We start from the raw sequence: 25,036 nt of genomic DNA, 5'->3' as shown, positions 1-25,036 counted from the left end.
ACACTATCGTTGCTATCCATTCCATCCTTCAGACCTGTCACTAAGATGACAGTGATTTTCCAGCGCCGGTGCTATGCTAACCGGTATCAATCCCGAAACAGGGAGCTACAGAATTTTATTTAACAGGAGACAAGCATGACTGCTGATTTCAACACCGGCCTCGGCAAAAACAGCGCCAACTACGCCGCCCTCACCCCGCTCGACTATATCGCCAGGGCAGCCGCAGTATATGGCAATCGCCTGGCAATTGCACATGGCAGCCTGCGCCAGACGTGGCGCGAGACCTATGCGCGCACGCGCCGCCTGGCCTCCGGCTTGATCAAGCTGGGCGTGGGCACGGGCGATACGGTGGCCGTGATGCTGCCGAACACGCCCGCCATGGTCGAAGCGAGCTTTGGCGTTCCCATGGCCGGCGCCGTCCTCAATGCGCTGAACATCCGCCTCGACCTGGCCTCCTTGACCTTCATGCTGCGCCACGGCCAGGCGAAAGTCTTGCTGGCCGACACGGAATTTGCCGAGCTGGCGCGCCAGATGGCAGCGCAGATTCCAGGCTTGCGCGTGATCCAGGTCAATGACGTGCTGGGCCCCGAAGTGGATGCGTTTTCCGACCTCGACTATGAAACCTTGCTGGCCAGCGGCGACCCCGATTACGACTGGCAGCCGCCGGCGGACGAGTGGGATGCCATCGCACTGAATTACACGTCCGGCACCACGGGCGACCCGAAAGGCGTCGTCTACCACCACCGCGGCGCGGCCTTGAATGCCCTGTCGAACATCCTGGAATGGGACATGCCCAAGCATGCCGTCTACCTGTGGACCTTGCCGATGTTCCACTGCAATGGCTGGTGCTTTCCGTGGACCGTGGCCGCGCGCGCCGGCGTCAACGTGTGCCTGCGCAAGTTCGAGCCGAAGCTTGTGTTCGACCTGATGCGCGAATTGCGCATCACCCACTATTGCGCGGCGCCCATCGTGCATGCGGCGCTGGCCAACGCGCCCGCCAACTGGCGCGAGGGCATAGCCTGGACCGTGCGCGGCATGGTGGCCGGTGCGCCGCCGCCGGCCGCCATGGTGGCGAAGATCGAAGCCATGGGCTTTGACTTGATCCATTCGTATGGCTTGACGGAAGTGTACGGCCCCGCCGCCATCTGCGCCGAGCAGGACGAGTGGGCGGCCCTGAGCCAGGAAGAGCGGGCCGTATTGAAATCGCGCCAGGGCGTGCGCTACCACTTGCAAAGCGCCGTGGCCGTGCTGGACCCGGAAACCATGGAGCCCGTGGCGGCCGATGGCGAACAGATTGGCGAGATCATGTTCCGTGGCAACATCTGCATGAAGGGTTATTTAAAGAATGAAAAGGCGACGCAGGAAGCGTTCGCGGGCGGCTGGTTCCACACGGGCGACCTCGGTGTCATGTATCCGGACGGCTACATCAAGCTGAAGGACCGCAGCAAGGACATCATCATCTCGGGCGGAGAAAACATTTCCAGCGTGGAAGTGGAAGATGCGCTGTACCACCACCCGCAAGTGCTGGCCGCCGCCGTCATCGCCCAACCCGACGAGAAATGGGGCGAGACGCCCTGCGCCTTCGTCGAACTGCGCGAAGGGGCGACGGTGACGGAAGCGGAATTGATCGCCTTCTGCAAGAACAACCTGGCGGGCTTCAAGGTGCCAAAAGCCATATATTTCGGCCCCCTGCCCCGCACGTCGACGGGCAAGATCCAGAAGTTCGAATTGCGCAAGCGCATGCATTCGGACAAGGCCATCGACGTCTAGACGCTTAATTGTCCTTGCCAGCCAGCCACGCCGGTTGCGCCACCACCAGGCGCGAAAAGCTGGCGATGCTGGCCACGGCGGCGAACCCTGCCGCCAGGCACAGCGCGTACGTCGTGCCCCGGCTGGCGGAAACAGTAAAACAATACGCGACCAGCGCCGCGCCCGTCGCTTGCCCGATCAGGCGCGAGGTGGCCACCACGCCGCTGGCGCCGCCGGCCCGCTCGGGCGGCGCGCTGCCCATGATGGCTTTCAGATTGGGCGCCTGGAAAAAGCCGAAACCGATGCCGCACAAGGCCATGCGCCAGCCGATGTCGAACGCGCTCGGATGCGCCGGTATCCACACGAGGGTCAGCAAACCGCCCGCCAGCGCCGCGAGACCAATGCCGCCCAGCACGCCCGGCGAGTACCGGTCGCTGAGCCGTCCGGCCACGGGTGCCATCACGGCCACCAGCACGGCCCACGGCGTCATCAAGAATCCCGTTTCCACGGGAGAGCGGCCCAGGGTGACTTCAAAATAGAATGGCAGCGAAACGAAGGCCAGGCCTTGCGCGGCAAACGTGCAGATGGCCGTCAGCGACGACAGCAAGAACAGGGGACGACGGAACAGGTCGATCGGCAGCATCGGTGCCGCATGCCCCGCCTGTCGGCGCAGCAGCAACATAAAAAAGACCACTACGGCCACCAGTTCCGCCAGCAGGACGGCGCTGGACGCGTGATGGGCCGCATCGCCGAACAGCAAGATGAGCAAGCCGAAGGCGCCCACGTTGTACAGCGCCGTGCGCGCATCGAGCGTGTGGCCAGACAGTTTTGTCGCCGGCAGCATGCGGCTGGCCAGGAAAAAGCCGGCCACGCCCAGCGGCACGTTGATGGCGAACAGCCATGGCCACGACGCCGTCGCCAGGATCAGCGAGGCGGCCGTGGGCCCGATGGCGAACGCGACGGCCACCACCAGCGCATTGTTGCCGAACGCGCGGCCCAGCAAATGTTTAGGGTACAGGGCGCGCAGCAGCGCCGTGTTGACGCTCATCATGGCACTGGCGCCGACGCCCTGGAACAGGCGCGCCACCACCAGCGAGGGCAAGGACCAGGCCAGCGCGCAGGCGAGCGACGCCAAAGTAAACAGGAACATGCCGGAGATAAACACCCGCCGGTAGCCGGCGATTTCGCCGAGGGCGGAAAACGGCAGCAAGGTCGCCACCATGGCCAGCTGGTACACATTCACGATCCAGACGGAGGCGGCCGGCGTCGTGTGCAGCTCGCTGGCGATGGCCGGCAAGGCCGTATTGGCGATCGCCGTGTCGAGCGAGGCCATGCCCACGCCGATGGCCAGCGCCAGCATGGCCCATAAACGGGCGCAGGGCGGCAAGCCGTCCTCGCCCACGAGGAAAGGCTGCGCCTTGTTTTTCTGCTTCATCATGTTGCCTGTTCGTCTAGCCCGTCCGGGGCGGCATACGGTACCGCAGCCAAGACACTAGCATGGATGGACGGACTCTGCCGGGCAGGCCCGCCGATTTCACCCTACATCACTTCTGGCAGTCGATCACTTTAAAATCTTTCGAATAACAGATGCGCAACTCGCCCGAGTGCTTTTCATAGCCGAGCCAGCGGCCTTTCAGCTGCGGGTTGTGCTGCTTCATCCACTGGAACAGTTCGTTCTTTGGCATGGTGCTGTCCGGCAACTTCAAGGCCTGGAACAGTTCGCGTTCCTTCTCGAAATACTGCTTGGCCGTATCGAAATCGCAGGCGCCATGCTTTTCCCATTCACCCTGCAGCAAGGCTTCGCCGGGCTGCATGCACATGTACGGCAGGATGTCCGACGGCGCCAGCTTCGGCAAATTGCCCTTGCAATAACGCGGATGCATCTCCGTCTTGCGCGGCGGCGTCACGGAAATGTCTTCGCAAGTGGCCGGATTGGCTGACTGCGCCCACAAGCCATGCACGATCCAGCCGAAGTGGTTGCTCTCGGCGCACTGGAAGGCGGCCTTCTTCGACACGGCGCCGCGGCGGCGCTGGCTGTCGCAGAAGCCTGGCGACCACGACAGCGCCAGCATGAAGTAATCGGTGGGCACGTTCGTGCTTTGCTTGTAGCAGGTGTTTTTCTCGTCCGACGGCTTGACGTCGTAATCGTAATAACTGACGTTGCGCGGAATGGCGCAGGCGGCGTCGGCCGCGTGGACGGCGCCGGCCGACAGGCTGAGGAAAACGGCGGCCAAGGCAGGCAGGATAGAGCGAATTTTCATCGTATTTCCTTCAAGATATAAAAACGCCGGCAACTGGGTGCCGGCGCGGTAGTGAAATTACACCATCAACTTAGCAGACGGTATGCATCCAGCCGTGCGTATCCGGTGCCGTGCCATGCTGCAAGCCCAGCAGCGCTTCGCGCAGGGCCAGGGTGACGGCGCCGTTTTCATTGTTGTTGATGGTCATTTCAAAGCCATTGGCCTTGGCCACGCCCACGGGCGTGATGACGGCGGCCGTGCCGCAGGCGAACACTTCGGTCATGCGGCCCGAGGCGATGTCGTCGCGCCATTGCTGGACGGACAATTTACGCTCCTCCGTCGCATAGCCGAGGTCTTTCGCCATTTCCAGCAGGCTGCGGCGGGTGATGCCTGGCAACAAGGTGCCCGTCAATTCCGGCGTCACGACGGTGACTTTCTCGCCATCCTTGTAGACGAAGAACAGATTCATGCCGCCCATTTCCTCGATGAACTCGCGGTGCACGGCGTCGAGCCACACGACCTGGTCGCAGCCCTTCTCTTGCGCTTGCGACTGGGCCATCAGGCTGGCCGCGTAGTTGCCCGCGCACTTGGCTTCGCCCGTGCCGCCCGGCGCGGCGCGCACGAAGTCTTCGCTGATCCACACGGTGACGGGTTTCACGCCTTTCGGGAAGTAGGCGCCGGCCGGCGAGGCGAACAGCACGAACAGGTATTCTTCCGATGGGCGCACGCCCAGGTAGGGGTCGGTGGCGATCATCAACGGGCGCATGTACAGGCTCTCGCCCGTGTTCTTCGGCACCCAGTTGCGGTCTTGCGCGATCAGCGCGTCGCCCGCTTCCAGGAACAGCTCGACGGGAATGGCCGGCATGGCCAGGCGCGCGGCGCTGCGGTTGAAGCGCTCGGCATTTTGTTCCGGACGGAAGGTCTTGATGCTGCCATCGGGCTGGGCAAACGCCTTGTAACCTTCAAAGATGGCCTGGCCGTAGTGCAGCGACGAGGCGGACGGGTCCAGCATCAGCGGGCCGTAAGCCTTCAGTTCGCCCTGCTGCCACTTGCCGTCACGGTAAGGAATCACCACCATGTGGTCCGTGAAGATGCGGCCAAACGCCGGGTTGACCATGCGCGCGGCGCGCTCGGCGTCGGACAGCGGATGGGCGGATGGGGTGACGACGAGATTCGGTGTGGAAGTGGTCATGGCAGCAATGGGAACTAGTGAACAGTATCCCTATTGTAGCGCCTCCAGCGCCCGATCAGGCAAACGAGAATGGTCATCGCCAGGTGAAAACAAGAAGCCATCATTTGCGAATGATTCTCGTTTGCGTTACTATGTCAATCCTCCTTCTTCCCCGCCATGCCTGACGCCCCGCATGGCGGCGCTATCGAAAGCCGCTTCATGACGACCTCCTCCCTTCCACACCCCCTGCCGCGCGCCGGCGCCGATGAGGCGACGCAGACTCGTCAGCTTGCCGCCCAGCAACAACGGCGCTGGCCCTGGAACTGGAAGCCGGTCTGGTTTCAATTGCACTGGTTTATCGGCATCACGGCCGGCACGGTGCTGGTAATCATCGGCCTGAGCGGCGCCACCCTGGCCTTCAAGGATGAACTGCTCGACGTTATTAACCCCGGAGTGCGCCATGTTCCTGTGGAAACGCGCGCCCCGCTGACGCCGGCCCAGCTCGCACGCATCGCCGCGGCCGAACACGGCCAGCGCGTGGCCTCGGTCACCATATATGCGCAGGCGGGCGCGGCGCCACGCCTGTTTTTCGCGCCAAAGAACGGCCAGCGGCGCGGCGAGTCCGTTTATCTGCACCCGTACACGGGCGCCACCCAGCCGGCGCTGGCGGGCGCCGCATTTTTCGAATGGACGGAATCCTTGCACCGCTGGCTGCTGCTGCCGCGCGATCCGGGCCGGCAAGTGGCGGGCGCGCTGGCCCTGTGCCTGCTGGGCCTGGCACTGTCCGGCCTGTACCTGCGCTGGCCCCGCCGTCCGCTGGACTGGCGCACCTGGCTGACCTTCGACCCTGCATTAAAAGGCCGCTCCTTTTTGTGGAATCTGCACGCCGTGGCTGGCACCTGGTGCCTGGTCGTCTATGTGGCGCTGACCCTGACGGGCATCTACTGGAGCTATGACGTGGTGCGCGACAATATCGACGCCTGGGCCGGCAAGCCCCCGCGCACGGCGCAGGCGCCCGGCAAGAAAGGCGCGCCGCAGGCGCCATCGCCCGCCGTCGACGTTGGCCTGGCCTGGAGCTTTTTCCAGCAGCACGCCCCCGGCTGGACCCTGGCTACGGTGCGTCTGCCCGTGCGCCCCGGCGAAGCCGTGCAATTCACGTGGCTGGCCAGCGATGCGCCGCACGAACGGGCGCGCAGCCGCATGAGCATTGCGCCGGCCAATGGCACGCTCACGGAAAACGAACCGTACAGCCAGCAGGCGCTGGGGTCGCGCCTCGTCAACATCATTTATCCGCTGCACATGGGCACGTATTTTGGCTTGCCCGGCCGCATCATCGTCACCCTGGCAAGCCTGGGCCTGCCCCTGTTCGCCGTCACGGGCTGGATGCTGTACCTGGGCCGCCGCAAGGCAAAGCGGGCCGTGCAGGCGCAGCGCGCCCTGCTGGGCGCCGGCGCGCCGGGCAAGACGGACACAGGTTTACCGACCCTGGTGGCCTACGCCAGCCAGTCGGGACAGGCCGAGCGCCTGGCCCTGGAAAGCGCGCGCGCCCTGCAGCAGGCCGGCGTGGCCGTCGACGTGCAATCGCTGGACCGTTTCGATCCCGCGCAATTGCGCCAGTACGAACGGGCCCTGATCGTCGCCAGCACCTTTGGCGAAGGCGAGGCGCCAGACGGCACGCGCCGCTTCGCGCGCCTGCTGCAACAAACGGCGGGCACGCCGCTGGCCGGCCTGGACTTCGGCATGCTGGCCCTGGGCGACCGCCATTACGGCGCCTTCTGCGGCTTTGGCCATGCGCTGGCGCAACAATTGCAGGCACTGGGCGCCACGCCCATGTTCCCGCTGATCGAAGTGGACAAGCATGACCCCGCCGCCCTGGCCGCCTGGTCGCAAGCGCTGGCCCGCTGCAGCGGCAGCGCCATCGACGCCATCGGCGTACAGGAAGAAGCGTCGTACGCCGAATGGCGCCTGGCGCGCCGCGTGCTGCTGAACCCGGGCAGCCTGGGCGGCGAACTGCATGAAATCACCTTGACGGGCCCCGCCGATGCTGCCTGGGAAGCGGGCGCGCTGGCGGAAATCATCGCCTGCAACGCGGATGGCAGCGAGGGCGACGCGCAGAGCGCCCAGCATGCGCCGCGCAGCTATTCGCTCGCGTCGCTGCCGTCCGATGGCGAACTGCAATTGCTGGTGCGCCAGGAGCGCCACGCGGGCGGCGAAAACGGGGGCTACGGCCTCTGTTCCGGCTGGCTCACGCGCTTCGCCCCGCTGGGCGCCGGCATCCGTTTGCGCCTGCAAGCCAATCCCGCCTTCGCGCCCGCCCTGGTCGACGTGCCCTGCATTTATATCGGCAATGGTTCCGGCCTGGCAGGCCTGCGGTCGCACCTGCGCGCGCGCCAGCGGGCGGGGCTGGCCCGTAACTGGCTGCTGTTCGGCGAGCGCCAGCAAGCTGTTGACAGCGTCTGCGGCGCAGAGTTGCAAGGCTGGCTGGACGCTGGCCACCTGGCGCGCCTGGACCGTGTCTTTTCGCGCGACGGCAACGAGGGCGGCAAACGCGAATACGTGCAGGACCGCCTGCGCGCCAACGTCGGCGAGCTGCGCGACTGGCTGGCGCAAGGCGCCATCGTCTACGTGTGCGGCAGCCTGCAAGGCATGGCGGCGGGAATCGATGCTGTACTGCAAGAAGTGCTGGGCCAGGACGGTCTCGACGCCCTGCTGGCGGCCGGACGCTACCGCCGCGACGTGTATTGATCTGCCTCAGCACATTGCCAGCGCCGCCCGGCTATGTGGGCTGCCGCACGGTCAGCGCCGGCCATCGGACTACAGTAGCGGCATGGCGGCATATCCGCGCCGCCCCCACCCACTGTTTGCGAGGCTAGCCATGAAAAACCCCTGGATGAGCATGTACCTGAGCGCCGCCAACCGCGTCGCCAACACGGCGCGCGGCCACGCCACAGCCGCCGTCAAGCGCGAAGCGGCGAAAAATACGCGGCAATTGACGCAAGTGTGGTTCGACTCTTTCCTGCCCGCCGCAGGCAAGCCGCGGCGCAGCCGCAAGGCCAAATAAGAGGCGTCACTGGTGCAGTGCATCACAGCAACTAGTTGAAGTTTCAATCAGATGAACTAAACTGCAAGCATGGTAGTACATAGGACGTGACCGGCAGGCGCCGCATCCCCGCGCCGCCGCCGGGACACCGGGAGACGACCATGTTGACGCTCAAAGTGCTGCTCTGCCTTGCCTTGTCGGCCCTGATGCTCGTGCCCCTCGTGCTGAGGGATGCGATGCAGACGTCGGCCGGACAGCAGATGCAGGTGCCGAATGTCGATGCGCAGGGCATGTGGGCCCACTGGCCCAAGCAATAAGACGCGCGGCTGAGAACAATAAGACGCGCGGCTGAGAAAACGTCGCTGACTGCGTTGCCGTGCCTCGTCGTACATTCGTACTGCCTTCGGCACGACGCCTTGCCAGCGGCGTTTTTCAGCGGCGCTCGGTAACACGGCGCATCGTTAAGACCGCTTTATTGCGAGTGGGGAATTGTTCCCTTCGTCCATTTGTCTTTGTCTTGCTTTCCTATTCCCCTCTTCACCATACTTTTGATCCAGATCATGGATTTCGCCCTTCGCTGCGTCCACACTGGAACAGTCCGCTTCGCGCCGCGACGGACTTCACCGGGGGCATCGGCATGGGTAAATCGCATTGGAAAGATGAGATGGCGCTGGGCGTTCCCGCCATCGACGAGGCGCATGAGGCGCTGTTTCAGGAGCTGGCACGGCTGGGGCAGTTAAGCGACCAGCATTTCAGCGTGGCGTTTCGCGAGCTGATTGCGGCCGTCGAACGCGATTTCCGCGAGGAAGAAGATTTGATGGAGCAAATCGGCTTTCCCTCGCTGGCCAACCACCGCGAACAGCATGCCCGCGTGCTCAGCGGCTTGCACCATGCCTGGGCCGCCGTCGATGAAGGCGACCTGGAACAGGGCCGCCATGCGCTATCGCTGTTGCCGCAGTGGCTGATCTTCCACCAGGCCACCATGGACCTGGCCCTGGCGGCGGCGCTGGAACTGGTGCAGCGCCAGCCTAACTAGCAGTTCATTACAGCAACAGCACCGTCGCCTGCTCGGGCATGACCACGCGGTAGTGTCCCGGGTATTTGTCTTCGCCGTCGAAAATCTTGCAAAACACGGGCTGGTTGATGTCGTTGACGGCTGGCTCGTTCATGGGCAGCGTCGCGATCAGCTGTTCGCCATCCATCAATTGCAAGGCGCTGCCTCGCTCGGCCGCGCAAAAGGCCAGCGATTGCACGTCGCTGGCGAACGGCCGCTTGTACCACGGCGTGATGGCCCGCACGGCGCGCCGGGCGTCGCGCAAGACCTGCCCCACGCGCGTGACGTTCCACGCATCGCGCGCCACGGACGGCTGCAGCACGATATTGGCCGTCAGCTCGCCCCTGCCCTTGTTCACCAAAAACGTGCCGTCCTGCGCGGCAATATCATCGTTGAGCGGCACGACAAACACGCCGCCGGCCGACACCTTGATCGGCATGGGGGCGCCATTGCCTTGCAAGGCCACGCGCACATCGTCGATGGTGGCGCTCAGCTTGGCGGGAATCAGGCGCAGGGCCATGACCACGCTGCCGCTCGACACTTGCCACACTTTCCTGGCCGTCAGATAACTTTCACGGTATGCCGTGAACCGCACGTGCGGCGCCCTGGCATCGCTGGTGGCCGTGATCGTCACCGTTTGCGGTGGCAAGGCTTCCTCTGCTGGCGCCGTTGCCTTGGGTGCTGATGCCGCGGATGTGGCCGGCGCAAGCGGTGGCACAACGGCATCGGCGGCGGGCGGCACGCTGGCGCTCTGCAGCGGCGCGGGAACAGCCGGCGGCGGCGCGTGTTCCTGGGCCTGACCCAGCGAGACGACACACAACCATCCGGCACAAGCGATCCATGTACGCATGCATTTCTTTCATTAAGGAAAATATTTGTCAGCGCCTGCATTATCGCAGAAGGCAAGCCGATGCGCCGCCCCGGGTCTGCCGGCACTCCTGCCTGCACTCCTTTGGTGCACACGCTTGATTATTTGGCAAATATCACCTATATTGATAATGATTCTTATTCACAAAAGTGACAGGAATCGCGCGCCTTTCTTTTCCACTGCCCGTCCGCGCCGGGCCTTGCGGTGGAACTGCTATCCAAGCCAGACCACGGGCCAGCGTTACGCCATCCCCCAGCTACTGCGCAGCTCGCCAGACGAGATAGGAACACTCACGACTAAAAATATCCAGGAAAATAATGCAATCAACGACAGCCTTCTCATCTTCGCGCCAGCCCGCCTTGCGCGCCCTCCCCCGTGTATTACACATCAGCCTGCTCAGTCTTGCCGCCGGCGTGGCCCTGCCGGCACAGGCCGCCGCCGCGGCCGACGTGACCATGCCCGCCGTCACCGTGCTGGGCCAGTCGACCGCGACGACGGAAAGCACGCAGTCGTACACGGCCGGCGAAGCGCGCAGCGCCACGCGCATGGACCTGTCGCTGCGCGAGACGCCGCAATCGGTCAGCGTCATCACGCGCCAGCTGCTCGACGACCTGGGCGCCGTGCGGCTGGACCAGGCGCTGGCGCAGACGACGGGCATCCAGGTGGGCCAGAACGACACGGAGCGCACGACATTTTATGCGCGCGGCTTCGGCATCAACAATCTCCAGATCGACGGCATGGCGCGCGGCGGCAATGCGCCGCTGCAAGACACGATCCTGTATGACCGCATCGAGGTCGTGCGCGGCGCCACGGGCCTGATGGGCGGCAAGGGCGACCCGTCCGCCACCATCAACATGATACGCAAGCGTCCAACGAAGGACTTCCAGGCCAGCGCCGGTCTCATCATGGGCCGCTGGGATGACCAGCGCTTCGAAGTCGACCTGTCCACGCCGCTGAACGCGGAGGGGAGCGTGCGCGCGCGCACGGCCCTGGCCTGGCAAAAACGCGATTCCTACCTGGACATGTACCACGAGCGCAAGACGGTGGGCATGGCCATCCTTGAAGCGGACGTGCGTCCCGGCACCCTGCTGACGGCGGGCGTCGACTTCCAGGACAACAAGCCGACAGGCGCCACCTGGGGCGCCGTGCCGTACTGGAATGCGGACGGCAGCCTGGCGAACTTGCCGCGCAACACCAGCCTCACGACGCCCTGGAGCACCTGGGCCAACAAGCAGCACACCATCTTCACGTCGCTGGAACAGCGCCTGCCCGGCAACTGGAACATGCACCTCGGTTATGCGCGCACGGAAAGCACGAACCGCACCACCGTCGCCTATGCGGGCGGCGGCAAGCCCGATCCGGCCACGGGCGAAGGCATGCTGCTGTGGACGGGCGCCTATGGCCCGGGCAAGACCACGGGCGATAATTTCGACGTCTACGCCAGCGGCCCGTTTACCTTGCTGGGGCGCAAGCATACGGCCATCGTCGGCTGGAACGGCGGCAACCAGCGCGCCCGCTCGCTGGGCGGCGAGGCGGAAATCAACTACCCGAACGTCGTCCCCGATTACCGTAGCTGGACGGGCAACATCCCCCGCCCCGTGTTCCACCCGGACGGCTCGCACACGGAAACCGTGACGCGCCTGGCGGGCGGCTATGTGGCCACACGTTTGAGCCTGGCCGACCCGCTGCATGTGATCATCGGCGCGCGCAGCAGTACTTACCGCACGGATACGCGCAACTACGATACACGAGGCGTGCACACGGACAACAGCGACTTCGTGGAAACGCGCAATGAAGTCACGCCGTATGTGGGCGCCGTGTTCGATATCAACAAGCAGTATTCGGCCTACGCCAGCTTCACGCAGCTGTTCAACCCGCAATCGAGCAAGGACCGCAACAACAAGTTCCTGGCGCCGGAAACGGGAGACAATGCGGAACTGGGTATCAAGGGCGAATTTTATGAAGGCAAGCTGAACGCGTCGGCCGCCCTGTTCCATACGAAGAAAAAGAACATGGCGGAACTCGACCGCACGGTACCGCCCGGTTTCTTGCTGCCCGACGGCGGCCAGGCCATGGTGGCCAATGGCGCCGGCGTGACGGCCAAGGGCGTCGAGTTCGACGTCTCCGGCCAGTTATCGCCCGCCTGGGAAGCGAGCGGCGGCTATACCTATCTGCACGCGGCCGAGGCCGATGGCCGCCGCGCCGCCACCACGCAGCCGCGCCACCTGCTGCGCCTGGCCACCAGCTACCGCTTCGACGGCCGCCTGGCCGGTTTGAGGGCAGGCGCCAGCATGACGGCGCAAAGCGCCACCTACAGCGAATCGTGGTACGGCCGCCCGCCATCGGGAACCATCACCGACATTCCGCAAGCGGGCTATGCGCTGGTCAACGCCATGGCCAGCTATGCGCTCAACCGCCACGCCAGCGTGCAGCTGAACGTGAATAACTTGCTCGATAAAAAGTACTACCGCAACGTGGGCTTCTTCGACGGCGTCTTCTGGGGTGAACCGCGCAACATCAGCCTGGCCGTGCGCACGACGTTTTAAGCGCGCCAGTGCGCGGGCGCCGGCAGGGTAAAGCCGTCGAGCAAGGGACCGCCCACGGGCGCCAGCACGGCGGCGGCGACTTGCCCGAACGCGCGCTGGCCGGCCGGCAAGTCGCCGGCGACCAGGCGCAGCGCGCCATCGAGCTGCCCGGCGATGACGGGATCAAAGGCCTGCAGGCGGCGGAACAGGTGCTTGCCGCCGCCGCTCCACTGCCCCGCCGCGCGCAAGTGCAGGTCGGCCAGCGCTTCGTACAGCTGGCAAGCGACGGCCAGCGCCTCGCCCGGGTGCGTGCTGTCGACCAGGTCTTCCAGCGCGGTGGTGATGGCGTAGCGCCGGCGCTGCAGGTTTTCCGCGTCGAGCGCGGGCGGCCCGGCCGTGTCGAAAGCGTGCGCCAGCGCGTGCAGCTGCGCGTAGGCGTCGCCGGCGGCGACGATGTTTTCCCCTTCGACGACCATCATCGCCAGCGGCACCGTGCCGCCCGGCGCATCCATTTCCTTGCAAAAATACGTGAACGTGGCCACGTCGTGCGCAAACAGTTCCACCGTGCGCCCCTCGGCCACGAGGGTGTCGCGCCAGGCGCAATCGACGTGGTCGAACAGCAGCAGCAAGTCGATATCGGAAGTAGGCGTTTGCCGGCCTGTGGCGAAGGAGCCGCCGATGATGGCCGCCACGGCCGTGGGATAGCGCTCGTGCACCAGCCGCTGGGCAATCGCGCGAATGGTCTCATAGGTGGGGATCGTCGTCAAAGCCGGTGCTCCATGTCGATAAAACACTATCCTACACGCAATACGCAGGCTGCCGCCAGCCTGCTACACTGGCGCCATCTGATCAAGGAACCAACATGGAATACGACTGCATCGTGGTGCCCTCGCCCGTGGGCGAGCTGACCCTGGTGGCGCGCGGGGAAGCCCTGGCCGCCATCCTGTGGGAAAACGACAAGCCGAACCGCGTGCGCCTGGGCGACATGCGCGTCGATGACGGTTGCGCCGTGCTGCAGGAAACGGCGCGCCAGCTGGATGAATATTTTGCCGGCACGCGCCAGCATTTTGAGGTGCCGCTCGATTTTGCCGGCACGCCATTTCAGCAGGAAGTGTGGCGTGCGCTGCTGACGATACCGTATGGCCAGACGCGCAGCTATGGCGAGATCGCGCGCCAGATCGGCCGCCCCGCCGCCGTGCGCGCCGTGGGCGCCGCCAACGGCAAGAATCCCATTTCCATCATCGCCCCCTGCCACCGCGTCGTCGGCGCCACGGGCGAGCTGACGGGCTTTGCGGGCGGTCTGCATGCCAAGGAAACCCTGTTGGCGCTGGAAGGCATCGCCCTGTCCAGCGACCGCGAAGCGCTGAAAACGGGCCACGCCCGCCGCCGCGCCGTGCATGTCGATACGGCGCAAGGCTGTTTATTTTAGGCGGCGCCATCGCTCCCCATGTGGGATACTCACGCCCTCCGTTCAAGCCAACACATCCTATGCCTTACCTTGTCATCGCGTTCTTTGTCGTACTGTACTTACTCGCCACCTTCTTTTTCCACATCCCCGCCCTGGTTGCCCTCGCATATGGCGTGCTGAGCCTGGGATGCTTCGTTGCCTATGCGATCGACAAGTCGGCCGCGAAAGGGGGACGCTGGCGCACCCCGGAGCGCACCTTGCTGCTGCTGGGACTGCTGTGCGGCTGGCCGGGCGCCGTGCTGGCCCAGCAATGGCTGCGCCACAAGTCCAGCAAGCGCTCGTTCCGCATCGTGTTCTGGATCACGGTCGCCCTCAATATCGGCGCTTTCGTGTATTTCAGCATGCATTACGCGGCGCCCGATATCGGCACGGACGTCGCCCCCATCGAGTTATAAGGTCACTCTCCCAGCAGGCGCAGCGATTCCAGCCAGTCCGCCTTCCAATCGCGCAGCAACGGTTGCGTGGCGAACGCCTTTTTCAAATGCGCCATCGGCACGCGGTGCACGTCGTGCAAGCCGAACGCCAGGGTCACCGGATGCCACAAATGGCTGTTCTTGCCGCCGCGCGAATTCTTGCGCACGCGCGCGCCATCGTCGCCAAAGATGCCCACGCCGCTGGCCATGCCTTGGTCCAGGTCGACCTTGCCCACGCCGGCGAAGGCAATCAAAATCTGCTCGCGCCCCAGGCCTTTCAAGGCGCTGGGCAAGACCACAGGCGCCTTGTCCGCTGCCGTGTCGGCCGGCTGCGGATGCTGCAACTCCTTGAGCAAACGCAACAGGTCGCGCTCCTGGAAGTGCAAGCCGTCCAGCGGCACGCGCAAGCCCTGCCCCTTGAGCTCAATGGGGAGATTGCCCGAGTCGCGCGTAAAACGCAGCCAGACATCATCGGCGCCCGCGGCCAGGTGCTGCTTGTCCTCGATGAACACCACGGGCGCCGCATAGCGCGTCACGCCGTCATGGAACAGCTCGGCCCAGGCTGCGCTGTAGTCGAGCCAGATAAACGGCAAGCCGCCGTGCTCGAGCAGGCGCGCCAGGGTCCACGGGGTGCCCGTCTGTTGCGCCAGCCAGACACAGGCGTCAAGTGCGGTGGCGCGGTATGGCAGGGTTAGAGAAGTCATGGCAATTCCGTCGGTCAAAGTGGAGCGCAGTGTAGCAGACGCCGCTCTGCTCTCTTGCGGCAAGCGCGGCGGGCGCGCTTTTTTCGCGCGATATGCTAGGCTGGTAGCATCAGCCCGCGCCATCGCCTCCCGGCTACCTGGCGCACCACCGCGAGGGAATCACCATGCATTCCAGCACCAACGCCGCCACCACGCCCGCCCCGCCACCGGAGCGCGATTCGCCCACGCCGGCGGGCGAAGGCCATGCCGAGGAAGCGCTCGATGAAGCGCTGAAGGAGAGCTTTCCGGCCAGCGACCCGATCGCCATTGCCACCCCAAAACCGGTCAGCAAGTCGCCGGCCTGAGTCCCGCCTTTCCTGGCCGGCCAGGCGCGGCCCCGGGTGCACAAGGCCGGTCACCAAGGTCACGCCAGCAATTTGAACACGCGCATGTCCTGCATCATGCTGTCCGCCTGCTCCTGCATGCTGGCCGCTGCCGCCGCCGACTGCTCGACCAGGGCGGCATTCTGCTGGGTCACCGCATCCATCTGACCGATGGCCTGATTCACCTGTTTGATGCCATCGTTTTGTTCCTGGCTGGCGACGGCGATTTCCCCCATGATGCCGGCGACTTGCTGGACAGAGGAGACGATTTGCTTCATCGTGCCGCCCGCTTCATCGGCCAGATTGCTGCCAAGCTCGACTTTTTCGACCGACTCGGCAATCAGCTGCTTGATCTCTTTGGCGGCCGTGGCGGAACGTTGCGCCAGGGCGCGCACCTCCGATGCGACGACAGCAAAACCGCGCCCCAGCTCACCGGCGCGCGCCGCTTCGACAGCCGCGTTCAGGGCCAGAATATTCGTTTGAAACGCGATGCCGTCGATCACGGAAATAATCTCGACGATACGGTTCGAGCTGTCCTTGATGGATACCATGGTCGCGACGACACGTTCGACCACCTGCCCGCCCTGCACCGCTACCGCTGAAGCCGACAAGACCAGTTGATTGGCTTGCTGAGCGCTTTCGGCATTCTGCTGCACATTGCTGGTTAACTGCTGCATCGCCGACGATGTTTGCTCCAGTGCACCGGCCTGAGCCTCGGTTCTGGCCGAGAGGTCCAAATTGCCAGCAGCAATTTCCTGCGAGGCAGTCGAGATGGTTTCAGTACCGCCACGCACACGGCCCACCGTATGACGCAGGCTCTCCGTCATGCTTTTCAGAGCACGCATCAATTCGCCCGGCTCGTCGCGATAGTCGGTCGCGATATGGCTGCGCAGGTCACCGGAAGCGACAATGCGGGCAACGTGCACGGCGTCCTGCAGTGGCTTGGTAATACTCTTGCTAATGAGCACAGCCACCCCAATCGCCGTGCCCAGCGAGACCAGCAGTATCGCCAACAGCAAGCTGCCCGCCACCGTGATGCGCGCGCTCGAATCCGCCTCTATCGCCGACGCGCGTTGGCTGGTCATCTCGACCAGTTGCTTGATGGCCTGCAGATGCTGGGCGTAGCTGATCGTCATTTTTTTCATCGCAACGGTGGCGCCGGCCTTGTCCTGTGCCTCTATTGCGGGGATGAACTGTTGCAGTGCAACCGTGTAGAAGGCCAGCGCCGGCGCATGCGCCTTGTTCAGCAGCAGCCCGGCGATATCGGCATCCAGTGTCGCGCCCTTCCAGAATGCATGGCGCTCATCGTAATCACGTTTGAGCGTGTTAAATCGTGCGATTAACTGCGCCTGTTCGGCACGATCCTCGGTCGCCAGCAGCTGAAAACTGACCAGATAGGATTCCAGTATGTACTCCGGCGGTGGCAACACGTCCGCAATCAGATCCTTGCTTTGCACTATTTTCTGATAAACAGGGCCGTTCACTTTCCATTCTTGCAGAGTCTTGAACGACCACAGGCCATAGAGGATGAAACCGACCGAAAAGATCACAATCAGTACAGCCAGACGGTGCGTTAGCTTGAGTCCCCTTATCATGCTCATAATATTTTCCTTGAATTAACTATGCTTGCCTCTGGTTCAGCTAGCGAGATGACATTGCTCTCGCATGAGTGAGAGGCGATCATTCGAAGTCAAATTCATTGCCAAATCATTACTCTATATTTATAAGAAGCAACTTATTTTACAGCCAAATTTTGGCGATTTAAAGTAAATTTAATAAAAATAAATGAAAACAACAAAAACAAAACAAAAATCACAAATTTATTATCAAATGATGTGAAGTGTGCAAGGGCAAGTGTTAGCGAATTTCCGCCTGTGCAGACCGGCTCGATCCGCGGACGTACGTCGCGTCGATGACAATGCAGGGAGCGGGCAATGAAAAGCCGTGCGTTCGGCACGGCTCAGTGAAGTTCTGCCGGTACGGCGGCGAATACCGTGTTGGCCGTACAACAAATCTTTCCTCTTTCACGGCATGGCGGGATTTGCTTGACTGAAATCCGCGAAAAACCATAAAAATGCCCCGCCGGGCGGCAATGGCAAAACCATTGCACCGGGCGGGGCAGATCAAATTCAGGCGCGACTAGTTCGGCGTGTCGCGGTACTGCTCGGGCGTCGTGTCGCCATCGGCGACTTCATACCACATCGCATTGAGCACGGCGAACGTCGCCGCCAGCGGAAGACCCAGTATCCAGGCGAAGTACCACATAATTATTTCCTTTCTTCAATTCCAGCTTGATCGTTTTTACTATCAAACTAACGACACCTAACAAAACCGTAGTGAGCGGCAGCGATTTGTGGTCGAGAAGCGCAACCGTACTCCAGTACGGTGAGCATCGCCGGCCGCAAAGGGCGACGCGCAGTAGGTTTAGTTAGGTGTTCTCAATAAGCGTGACCGCTGTCGTCTTCGATGGCTTTGCCGTCAACCTTACCCCACAGCACTTTATACACCCACGTCGTATACGCCACGATGAGGGGGATGAAGACGGCCGTGACGACCAGCATGATGAACAGGGTCATGTGGCTGGAAGAAGAATCCCACACCGTCAGGCTGGCGCGCGGGTCGATCGACGATGGCAGGATGAACGGGAACATGGCCGCGCCCACGCTGAGGATGATGCCGGCGATGCTGGCCGCGCTGGCCAGCAAGGCGGGCACTTCGCGGCGCGCGCGCAGCAAGGCGAACGCCAGCAAGGGACCCAGCAAACCGGCCGCAGGGGCGATCCAGGTCCACGGATGGGCGGCAAAGTTGAGGAACCAGGCACCCACGTGCACTTGCGCCGTTTTCAGCATCGGGTTCGACGGGCCATCGACGACGACGGCGCTGGTGACGCGGTAGCCATCGACCCACAGCCACAGGGCCACGCCGGCTGCCGCATACAGCACGACCGTGGCGATTGCCGCCACGCTGCCGTAACGGCGCGAACGTTCCGCCACGGCACCGTCCGTTTTCACTTGCAGCCAGGTGGCGCCGTGCATCACCAGCATGGCCACCGAAACGAGGCCGCACAGCAAGGCGAACGGGTTGAGCAGCGCAAAGAAGCTGCCGTCATAGAAGATATGCATGTCCGGCGAGAAACGGAACGGTACGCCCTGCAGCACGTTGCCGATGGCCACGCCGCAGATCAGGGCCGGCACGAAGCCGCCCACGAACAGGGCCGCGTCCCAGCGGGCGCGCCAGCGGGGGTCTTCGCGCTTGCTGCGGAACTTGAAGGCGACGGGACGCACGATCAGCGCCACCAGGATGACGAACATGGCCAGGTAAAAGCCCGAGAACGAGACGGCGTACAGCTGCGGCCAGGCGGCAAAGATGGCGCCGCCGCCGAGGATCAGCCACACCTGGTTGCCCTCCCATACGGGGCCGATGCTGTTGATGATGACGCGGCGCTCGAGGTCCGTCTTGCCGGCGAACGGCAGCAGGATGCCCGTGCCCAGATCGAAGCCGTCCGTGATGGCAAAGCCCACCAGCAATATGCCGATCAGCAGCCACCAGATCAGGCGCAGGGTTTCATACGAAATCATTTCATGCAAAATCATGGTCTGGTCCTCCTCAGGCGCGTTGAGTATGAATGGCTGCGGCCGCTGGCACGGGAGCCCGCGGCGTCTCTTCCGGCCCCTTGCGGATGGCCTTGAGCATGAGCTTCATTTCGATAATCAACAGCACGGTGTAGATGGCGGCAAAGCCGGCGATGGTAATCAGGAGCGTCGACGCCCCCAGGTTGGAGACGGCCACGGCCGTCGGCAGCACGCCTTCGATGACCCACGGCTGGCGGCCCACTTCGGCCACCATCCAGCCCGCCTCGATGGCCACCCACGGCAACGGGATGGCGAACACGGCCAGCTTCAGCAGCCAGCGATGCTTGTCCAGGGTGCGGCGCGTCGACAGAATGAAGAAGGTGCCGGTCAGCAAAATAAAGAACATGCCCAGGCCCACCATCACGCGGAAGGACCAGAACAAGGGCCCCACGGGCGGCACGGTGTCGAGCGCGGCCTGGCGGATCTGCTCGGGCGTGGCCTGGCGCGGATCGTCGACATAGCGTTTCAGCAGCAAGGCATAGCCCATGGACTGGCCTTTCGACTCGAACATGTCTTTCGCCTCTTGCGGCACAGGCGCACCTGGCGCCACGCTGCGGATGGTTTGCAGCGCGTCGTACGCCTTGATGCCATCCTGGATCAGCAGCTCGCCGCGGTCGACCAATTGCTCGATGCCGGGGATTTCCGTCGTCAGCGAACGCGTGCCGATCAAGCCCATCACCATCGGGATGTGCACGGCGTAATGCGTCTCGCGCGCTTTCGCGTCGGGAAAGCCGATGGCCGTGAAGGCGGCGGGCGCCGGCTCCGTGGTCCACATGGCTTCGATCGCGGCCAGCTTCATCTTTTGATGTTCGGACGACAGGTAGCCGCTTTCGTCACCGAGCACCACCACCGACAAGGTGGCGGCCAGGCCGAACGAGGCGGCCACCGTCATCGAGCGCTTGGCCAGCTGCACGTGGCGGCCCTTCAGCAGATACCAGGCGGAAATACCCAGCACGAAGATCGCCGCCGCCGTGTAGCCGGCCGACACCGTATGCACGAATTTCGCCTGTGCCACGGGATTCGTCAGCACGGCGCCGAAATCCGTCACTTCCATGCGCATGGTCTGCGGATTGAAGGCCGCGCCGACGGGATTTTGCATCCAGCCGTTGGCGATCAAAATCCACAGGGCCGAGAAGTTCGAGCCGATGGCCACCAGCCAGGTGGTGACCAGGTGGCCCCGCTTCGACAGCTTGTCCCAGCCGAAGAAGAACAGGCCGACGAAGGTCGCTTCCAGGAAGAAAGCCATCAAGCCCTCGATGGCCAGCGGCGCGCCGAAAATGTCGCCCACATAATGGCTGTAATAGCTCCAGTTCATGCCGAACTGGAATTCCATGACGACGCCCGTCGCCACGCCCATGGCGAAGTTGATGCCGAACAAGACACCCCAGAACTTGGTCATGTCGCGCCAGATGGGGCGGTTCGTCATCACGTAGACCGTCTCCATGATGGCGAGGATCACTGACAGCCCTATCGTCAGCGGAACGAATATAAAGTGGTACAGAGCTGTCAGCGCGAACTGCAGTCTGGATAAAGCGACAATATCGAAGTCCATATGATTTCCTTGGTATTTCCCTACTGTGTGTAAACTTGGTATCTATCTGATGCTGTTTCGCTTGGCGCTGTTGTTGCAAAGCTGTCAGGCAGCGCCGCCTGTGCCTCCAGTCGTTCCTTGATGCCTTAATCTGCGCGCAGGCCCGCCAGCGCCGCCTCGAAGGCTGGCGTGCCACGGCGCGCGTCGCCGACGATACGGCCATCGCGCAGGCTGACCAGCCGGTCCGCCAGCGCTGCTTCGCGCCGCAAGTGGGTGGCGATCAGCAAGCTGCGCCCTTCGCAGCGCGCGCCCAGGCGCTGCAGGACATCGATCGCCGTCTGCGCATTGAGCGCTTCCGTCGCCTCGTCCAGCAGCCACAAGGTCGATGCGTGCAGGAACAGCCGCGCCAGTGCCAAGCGGCGCGCCTGGCCGCCCGACAAGCCCAGGCCGCCCTCGCCCAGCATGGTATCGAGGCCGTCCGCGAAGGCCCGCACCTCGTCGTCCAGGCCGGCCGCCTGCAGCGCCGCCCACAGCTGCGCATCGCTGGCGGACGGGGCGGCCAAGCGCAGGTTGTCGCGCAAGCTGTCCTGGAACAGTTCCGTCTTCTGGGTGAATAAACAGGCGCGGCCCGCGTGCACCGTGCCCGACAACGGCGCCAGCTCGCGCGCGGCGATGGCCAGCAAGGTCGACTTGCCCGCGCCGCTGGGGCCGATCAAGGCCACGCGTTCGCCCTCGCCGATGTGCAGCGATACGTCGTGCAAGATGGCGACATCACTGCCCGCATGTGCGGCGCTGACATGTTCCAGGCGCAAGCCCGGTGCGCTGTCAGCCGGCGGCACTGCGATCTCCTGAGCATCGAGACGCGGCGCCAGGCGGCGCATGGCCAGCAGCATGCGCCCCGCTTCCAGCGCGCCGCGGCGCAGTCCCGCAAACGGTTCCAAGGCTGTCAATGCAATCAACAGGGCCAGGGCTGCCAGCGGCACGTTCAGCGCCTGCTGCTGCACCAGCGCGGCCACGGCCAGCAGCACCCCTGCCAGGGTCGCGCTGCCCGCCACGCCATATGCAGCGCCCGCCGCCGTCTCCAGGCGCAGCAGGGCAACATCGGCTTGCGCCAGCGAGCGGTCGATCTGTCCCAGCGCGGCGCACTGGGCGTCGATGCGGCCCGCCATCACCAGGTCCGTCTGGCCCGCCACCAGGTCGATGGTGGCGGAACGCAGTTTTTCGATGGCGCGTGTACGCACGATGGCGGGACGGCGGGCGCCGCGCGCCAGAAGCCAGCTGATGCCGCCGCCGGCGGCCAGCAGCCACGCGGCCAGGCCCAGGCCCAGCTGCCACTGCATCACGCCCAACGCCACGCCGGCCAGCATGGCCACGCACAGTGCCGTGAAGGCGGGCACCAGCAGGCGCAAATACAGCGATTCGAGCGCGTCGATATCGGCCGTCAGGCGGAACAGCATCCTGGCGGGCTGGCGCAGCAAGCGGCTGGCCGCTTCCGGGCGCGACCAGCCGCGAAACAGCTGCACGCGGATACTGGCCAGCGCGGCGAACGTGGCGTCGTGCGTGACGAGGCGCTCCGCATAGCGCGAGCCCGTGCGGCCGATGGCCAGCAGGCGGATGCCGGCCGACGGGCCGAACACGTCGAAGACGATGGCGGTGGACGCATGCAAGCCGGCAATCGAGGTGGCCGTGATGAACCAGCCGGACAGGCCCAGCAGGGCCATGCCGGCCACGGCCGTCAGGGCCGCCAGCACGGCGCCCCCGATCAGCTTGCGGGGCTGGGCCAGCAGCAATTGCCGCAGCACGGGGTGCGATATCAGCGATGTTTTCATGCGCGCGCCTCTGCCTTCTGCGTCTGCGCATGCGCCTGGGCATCAACTTGCACCGTGCGCTGCAGCCGGCCAGCCAGCACGGGGTCGTGCGTGGCGACAAGCATCGTCTTGCCTTTTGCCAGGGCCAGCAAGGCGTCCGTGACGCGCGCCGCCGTTTCGCTGTCCAGGTGGGCCGTCGGCTCATCGACCAGCAGCAAGTCCGCATGCGGATGCAGGGCCACGCGGGCCAGGGCCAGGCGCACGGCTTCACCGCCGGACAAGCCCTGGCCGCCATCGCTGAGCATGACGGCCGGCTGCGCCTGCGCCACGCTGGTCAGGTCGGCCAGGTGCAGCGCCTGCGTCACGTGCGCGGCGTTCGCACCTGCCCGGCCCAGTGTCACGTTCTGGCTGACGGACGCGGCAAACACGTGCGGACGCTGGCCCATCCAGGCCATGCGCTGGCGCACGGTATTGACGGTACCGTCATTCAGGCGCACGCCGCCGATGCGGATGTCGCCGCCGCCGGCGGGCAGCAAGCCGGCCAGCAGGGACAGCAAGGTGGTCTTGCCCGCGCCGCTGGCGCCCAGCAGGGCCACGTGTTCGCCGGCGCGCACGCTCAAGTCCAAGCCGTCGAACACGGGCGCTTCGCCGGGATGGGCAAAGCGCAGTTGATGGATGTCAATGGCGGGCGGCGGCGCCACCGCCATGGCGGCGGCGGAGACGGCAGCCGCTTTCACGCCGGCGCCCGGCAAAGGCACGCCCTCGGCGGCCAGGTCGTGCAGTCCGGCCAGGCCCGCTTCGCCAGCCGCCTTGTCGTGCCAGACGGCGGCCAGCTCGCGCAGCGGCTCGAAGAACGCGGGCGCCAGCAGCAGGATGAACAAGCCCTGCCCCAACGTCAGTTCGCGGCCCCAGGTGCCGAAATCGAGGCTGCCCAGCAGCGAGAAGCCGATGAAGGCTGCCACCATGGCCACGCCCAGCGCGGAAAACAGTTCCAGCACGGCGGACGACAAAAAGGCGATGCGCAGCACCACCATCGTGCGCCGGCGCACGGATTGCGACGAGGCGTCCAGCCGCGCGGCCGTGGCATCGCCGGCATCGAGCGCGCGCAAGGTGGCCAGGCCGCGCAGGCGGTCCAGCAGAAAGGCGTTCATGCTGCCCATTTCCACCATCTGCGCGCGGCTGGCCGCCTGCGCGCCCATGCCCACGAGGGCCATGAAGACGGGAATCAGAGGCGCGGCGATGAGCAGGATCAGCGCGGCGATCCACGACAGCGGCGTCACCACGGCGAGGATCACGAGCGGCACGAGCATGACTTTCCAGCGCGCCGGCTTGTAGCGCACCAGATACGGCACGATGGCTTCGGCCTGCTCGGCAATGACGCTGGCCGCCTGCCCCGACTGGGCGCGCTGGCGGTCCAGCGGCGAACGGCGCGCCAGCGCCTGCGCCACTTGCCCGCGCAAGGTGGACAGGTGCGCGCGCGCCGCCGCATACATGCGCCGTGCACCCCACGCTTCGCAGCCGGCGCGCAGCACGCCCAGCAGCAGCACGCCTGCGGCCGGCAACAGGGCCGCGCGCCACGGCGCGCCATCGAGCATGGCTTGCACGGCCCAGGCCAGCAAGGCCGCTTGCGGCAGCCACAGCAAGGCGGCGCCGCCTTGCGCCAGACTGGCGGCACGGGGAAGAATAAAGCGGGGCAAGGACAGTGGCGAGGTCGTCATCTTATATTTTTTGAGTTTTCAGAATTTTCTGTAAATTCGATTTTTTGTATAATACTGCGAAACATGACATATATCAATTGACCCTGGCGGTTTGGCGTGAAAAAATTCAGATAATTATGAAAACTCAAAATATCCAAATGACGCCGCTGATCCTGACCTTCGTCAGCCATTTCGGCGAGATGGGCAGCCGCTGGGGCTTTAACCGCACGGTGGGGCAAGTGTACGCCTTGTTGTTTGTCGCGGAGCATCCTTTGCACGCGGATGAAATCGCGGAGCACCTGAGTTTTTCGCGCTCGAACGTGAGCATCGGCCTGAAGGAATTGCAGGGCTGGGGCTTGATCCGCCAGTCGCGCATCCCCGGCGACCGGCGCGAGTATTTTTCCTCGCTGGGCGACGTGTGGCAAATCTTCCGCGTGGTGGCCGCCGAGCGCCGCCGCCGCGAGGTGGCCCCGACCTTGACAGTGCTGCGCGAAGCGCTGCTGGCCCCGGCCACGGAACCCGTGGATCAATATGCGCAGGAGCGCATGCGCGAAATGTATGAACTGGTCGACCTGGCCAACACCTGGTTCGACGACTTGCAGCGCCTGTCGCCCGAATCGATGGCGCAACTGATGAAAATGGGCGCCAAGGTACAAAAGCTGCTCAACGCCAAGGATCGCCTGTTTGGCGTCAGCAACAACAGCGACTGAAGCACCCGCCTCCCCTTTTCCCAAGTCCGAACGCCGCTAGCACAAGCTGGCGCGCCTTGTCACG

Annotated in this window: 22 protein-coding genes; 10 read left to right on the top strand and 12 right to left on the bottom strand. The window is 64.3% G+C overall.

The genetic code is table 11. The annotated features are described in order from the left end of the window. Positions 1-135 precede the first annotated feature (135 nt). On the top strand, positions 136-1,770 hold the full coding sequence (locus JAB8_RS23760; protein WP_070291698.1) for an acyl-CoA synthetase: 1,635 nt from the start codon (positions 136-138) through the stop codon (positions 1,768-1,770). 4 nt (positions 1,771-1,774) lie between these two features. Here the strand turns inward: JAB8_RS23760 and JAB8_RS23755 are convergent, their stop codons facing one another. From JAB8_RS23755 to JAB8_RS23745, 3 genes are all read right to left on the bottom strand, one after another. Further along, positions 1,775-3,187 carry an MFS transporter gene (locus tag JAB8_RS23755; protein ID WP_070291697.1) on the bottom strand — a complete coding sequence of 471 codons (1,413 nt, stop codon included), beginning with the start codon at positions 3,185-3,187 and terminating at the stop codon, positions 1,775-1,777. Between the two features lie 106 nt (positions 3,188-3,293). Then, positions 3,294-4,010, bottom strand: a complete 717-nt coding sequence (locus tag JAB8_RS23750) for a hypothetical protein (RefSeq protein ID WP_217494243.1) — start codon at positions 4,008-4,010, stop codon at positions 3,294-3,296. A 70-nt stretch (positions 4,011-4,080) separates the two neighbouring features. Further along, positions 4,081-5,181 carry a branched-chain amino acid aminotransferase gene (locus JAB8_RS23745; protein ID WP_070291696.1) on the bottom strand — a complete coding sequence of 367 codons (1,101 nt, stop codon included), beginning with the start codon at positions 5,179-5,181 and terminating at the stop codon, positions 4,081-4,083. A 198-nt stretch (positions 5,182-5,379) separates the two neighbouring features. Between JAB8_RS23745 and JAB8_RS23740 the strand changes: the two genes are divergently transcribed. The 4 genes from JAB8_RS23740 to JAB8_RS23735 all read left to right on the top strand — a co-directional run bounded on the left by JAB8_RS23740 (position 5,380) and on the right by JAB8_RS23735 (position 9,236). After that, positions 5,380-7,905 (top strand): sulfite reductase flavoprotein subunit alpha, encoded by a 2,526-nt coding sequence (locus JAB8_RS23740; protein WP_083287899.1) that lies wholly within the window; start codon positions 5,380-5,382, stop codon positions 7,903-7,905. Between the two features lie 130 nt (positions 7,906-8,035). Continuing rightward, positions 8,036-8,221: a hypothetical protein gene (locus JAB8_RS29275; protein ID WP_099408630.1), complete on the top strand. Its 186-nt coding sequence runs from the start codon at positions 8,036-8,038 to the stop codon at positions 8,219-8,221. Positions 8,222-8,361: 140 nt separating this feature from the next. Continuing rightward, complete coding sequence (locus JAB8_RS29635; RefSeq protein ID WP_175445243.1) at positions 8,362-8,517, top strand: hypothetical protein; 156 nt, start codon at positions 8,362-8,364, stop codon at positions 8,515-8,517. 320 nt (positions 8,518-8,837) lie between these two features. After that, positions 8,838-9,236, top strand: a complete 399-nt coding sequence (locus JAB8_RS23735) for a hemerythrin family protein (RefSeq protein ID WP_070222077.1) — start codon at positions 8,838-8,840, stop codon at positions 9,234-9,236. 7 nt (positions 9,237-9,243) lie between these two features. Here the strand turns inward: JAB8_RS23735 and JAB8_RS23730 are convergent, their stop codons facing one another. Then, a complete protein-coding gene (locus JAB8_RS23730; protein WP_139143165.1) occupies positions 9,244-10,104 on the bottom strand; it encodes a hypothetical protein in 861 nt (286 codons plus the stop codon). 335 nt (positions 10,105-10,439) lie between these two features. Here JAB8_RS23730 and JAB8_RS23725 point away from each other — a divergent pair, with 335 nt between their 5' ends. Beyond that, a complete protein-coding gene (locus JAB8_RS23725; protein WP_083287895.1) occupies positions 10,440-12,668 on the top strand; it encodes a TonB-dependent siderophore receptor in 2,229 nt (742 codons plus the stop codon). On the opposite strand, the gene JAB8_RS23720 is transcribed toward JAB8_RS23725, so the two are convergent. Beyond that, entirely contained in the window at positions 12,665-13,414 is a 750-nt protein-coding gene (locus JAB8_RS23720) for a nucleotidyltransferase domain-containing protein (protein ID WP_070291693.1), read from the bottom strand. The two genes, JAB8_RS23725 and JAB8_RS23720, sit on opposite strands and share 4 nt — an antisense overlap. Before the next feature lie 95 nt (positions 13,415-13,509). Between JAB8_RS23720 and JAB8_RS23715 the strand changes: the two genes are divergently transcribed. Both JAB8_RS23715 and JAB8_RS23710 read left to right on the top strand, forming a co-directional pair. Beyond that, positions 13,510-14,076 (top strand): methylated-DNA--[protein]-cysteine S-methyltransferase, encoded by a 567-nt coding sequence (locus JAB8_RS23715; RefSeq protein ID WP_070291692.1) that lies wholly within the window; start codon positions 13,510-13,512, stop codon positions 14,074-14,076. A 59-nt stretch (positions 14,077-14,135) separates the two neighbouring features. Continuing rightward, positions 14,136-14,510: a DUF1294 domain-containing protein gene (locus tag JAB8_RS23710; protein ID WP_070291691.1), complete on the top strand. Its 375-nt coding sequence runs from the start codon at positions 14,136-14,138 to the stop codon at positions 14,508-14,510. A gap of 2 nt (positions 14,511-14,512) precedes the next feature. On the opposite strand, the gene JAB8_RS23705 is transcribed toward JAB8_RS23710, so the two are convergent. Then, entirely contained in the window at positions 14,513-15,232 is a 720-nt protein-coding gene (locus tag JAB8_RS23705; RefSeq protein WP_070291690.1) for a hypothetical protein, read from the bottom strand. 164 nt (positions 15,233-15,396) lie between these two features. On the opposite strand from JAB8_RS23705, the gene JAB8_RS23700 reads away from it, so the two are divergent. Further along, on the top strand, positions 15,397-15,576 hold the full coding sequence (locus JAB8_RS23700) for a hypothetical protein (RefSeq protein WP_070291689.1): 180 nt from the start codon (positions 15,397-15,399) through the stop codon (positions 15,574-15,576). 59 nt (positions 15,577-15,635) lie between these two features. Here JAB8_RS23700 and JAB8_RS30210 read toward each other — a convergent pair whose 3' ends face one another. From JAB8_RS30210 to cydD, 6 genes are all read right to left on the bottom strand, one after another. Next, positions 15,636-17,195, bottom strand: coding sequence for a methyl-accepting chemotaxis protein (locus JAB8_RS30210; RefSeq protein ID WP_275528111.1), 1,560 nt, complete (start codon positions 17,193-17,195; stop codon positions 15,636-15,638). A gap of 538 nt (positions 17,196-17,733) precedes the next feature. Beyond that, positions 17,734-17,859 (bottom strand): cytochrome bd-I oxidase subunit CydX, encoded by a 126-nt coding sequence (gene cydX / locus JAB8_RS23690; RefSeq protein WP_070222085.1) that lies wholly within the window; start codon positions 17,857-17,859, stop codon positions 17,734-17,736. 173 nt (positions 17,860-18,032) lie between these two features. After that, positions 18,033-19,187, bottom strand: a complete 1,155-nt coding sequence (gene cydB / locus JAB8_RS23685) for a cytochrome d ubiquinol oxidase subunit II (protein WP_070222087.1) — start codon at positions 19,185-19,187, stop codon at positions 18,033-18,035. 13 nt (positions 19,188-19,200) lie between these two features. Next, positions 19,201-20,778: a cytochrome ubiquinol oxidase subunit I gene (locus JAB8_RS23680; RefSeq protein ID WP_070291688.1), complete on the bottom strand. Its 1,578-nt coding sequence runs from the start codon at positions 20,776-20,778 to the stop codon at positions 19,201-19,203. 125 nt (positions 20,779-20,903) lie between these two features. Further along, positions 20,904-22,586: an ATP-binding cassette domain-containing protein gene (locus tag JAB8_RS23675; protein ID WP_070291687.1), complete on the bottom strand. Its 1,683-nt coding sequence runs from the start codon at positions 22,584-22,586 to the stop codon at positions 20,904-20,906. Continuing rightward, the gene (gene cydD / locus JAB8_RS23670; protein ID WP_070291686.1) at positions 22,583-24,283 is read right to left on the bottom strand and encodes a thiol reductant ABC exporter subunit CydD; all 1,701 of its coding nucleotides are present in this window, start codon (positions 24,281-24,283) and stop codon (positions 22,583-22,585) included. Before cydD ends, JAB8_RS23675 begins: the two co-directional genes overlap by 4 nt. A 137-nt stretch (positions 24,284-24,420) precedes the next feature. Here cydD and JAB8_RS23665 point away from each other — a divergent pair, with 137 nt between their 5' ends. Next, positions 24,421-24,972, top strand: a complete 552-nt coding sequence (locus JAB8_RS23665; protein WP_175444744.1) for a GbsR/MarR family transcriptional regulator — start codon at positions 24,421-24,423, stop codon at positions 24,970-24,972. Positions 24,973-25,036 lie beyond the last annotated feature (64 nt).

Source organism: Janthinobacterium sp. HH106, assembly GCF_001758725.1.
GTDB lineage: Bacteria > Pseudomonadota > Gammaproteobacteria > Burkholderiales > Burkholderiaceae_D > Janthinobacterium.
The sequence above is the reverse complement of the archived record's forward strand: the minus strand, read 5'-3'. Positions and strand labels throughout refer to the sequence as shown.

Excerpts from the sequence above, each read along its gene's own strand:
- JAB8_RS23760 (WP_070291698.1), top strand. The coding sequence starts at position 136 with ATGACTGCTGATTTCAACACCGGCCTCGGCAAAAACAGCGCCAACTAC.
- JAB8_RS23755 (WP_070291697.1), bottom strand. The coding sequence starts at position 3,187 with ATGATGAAGCAGAAAAACAAGGCGCAGCCTTTCCTCGTGGGCGAGGAC.
- JAB8_RS23750 (WP_217494243.1), bottom strand. The coding sequence starts at position 4,010 with ATGAAAATTCGCTCTATCCTGCCTGCCTTGGCCGCCGTTTTCCTCAGC.
- JAB8_RS23745 (WP_070291696.1), bottom strand. The coding sequence starts at position 5,181 with ATGACCACTTCCACACCGAATCTCGTCGTCACCCCATCCGCCCATCCG.
- JAB8_RS23740 (WP_083287899.1), top strand. The coding sequence starts at position 5,380 with ATGACGACCTCCTCCCTTCCACACCCCCTGCCGCGCGCCGGCGCCGAT.
- JAB8_RS29275 (WP_099408630.1), top strand. The coding sequence starts at position 8,036 with ATGAAAAACCCCTGGATGAGCATGTACCTGAGCGCCGCCAACCGCGTC.
- JAB8_RS29635 (WP_175445243.1), top strand. The coding sequence starts at position 8,362 with ATGTTGACGCTCAAAGTGCTGCTCTGCCTTGCCTTGTCGGCCCTGATG.
- JAB8_RS23735 (WP_070222077.1), top strand. The coding sequence starts at position 8,838 with ATGGGTAAATCGCATTGGAAAGATGAGATGGCGCTGGGCGTTCCCGCC.
- JAB8_RS23730 (WP_139143165.1), bottom strand. The coding sequence starts at position 10,104 with ATGCGTACATGGATCGCTTGTGCCGGATGGTTGTGTGTCGTCTCGCTG.
- JAB8_RS23725 (WP_083287895.1), top strand. The coding sequence starts at position 10,440 with ATGCAATCAACGACAGCCTTCTCATCTTCGCGCCAGCCCGCCTTGCGC.
- JAB8_RS23715 (WP_070291692.1), top strand. The coding sequence starts at position 13,510 with ATGGAATACGACTGCATCGTGGTGCCCTCGCCCGTGGGCGAGCTGACC.
- JAB8_RS23710 (WP_070291691.1), top strand. The coding sequence starts at position 14,136 with ATGCCTTACCTTGTCATCGCGTTCTTTGTCGTACTGTACTTACTCGCC.
- JAB8_RS23705 (WP_070291690.1), bottom strand. The coding sequence starts at position 15,232 with ATGACTTCTCTAACCCTGCCATACCGCGCCACCGCACTTGACGCCTGT.
- JAB8_RS23700 (WP_070291689.1), top strand. The coding sequence starts at position 15,397 with ATGCATTCCAGCACCAACGCCGCCACCACGCCCGCCCCGCCACCGGAG.
- JAB8_RS30210 (WP_275528111.1), bottom strand. The coding sequence starts at position 17,195 with ATGAGCATGATAAGGGGACTCAAGCTAACGCACCGTCTGGCTGTACTG.
- cydX (WP_070222085.1), bottom strand. The coding sequence starts at position 17,859 with ATGTGGTACTTCGCCTGGATACTGGGTCTTCCGCTGGCGGCGACGTTC.
- cydB (WP_070222087.1), bottom strand. The coding sequence starts at position 19,187 with ATGATTTTGCATGAAATGATTTCGTATGAAACCCTGCGCCTGATCTGG.
- JAB8_RS23680 (WP_070291688.1), bottom strand. The coding sequence starts at position 20,778 with ATGGACTTCGATATTGTCGCTTTATCCAGACTGCAGTTCGCGCTGACA.
- JAB8_RS23675 (WP_070291687.1), bottom strand. The coding sequence starts at position 22,586 with ATGAAAACATCGCTGATATCGCACCCCGTGCTGCGGCAATTGCTGCTG.
- cydD (WP_070291686.1), bottom strand. The coding sequence starts at position 24,283 with ATGACGACCTCGCCACTGTCCTTGCCCCGCTTTATTCTTCCCCGTGCC.
- JAB8_RS23665 (WP_175444744.1), top strand. The coding sequence starts at position 24,421 with ATGACGCCGCTGATCCTGACCTTCGTCAGCCATTTCGGCGAGATGGGC.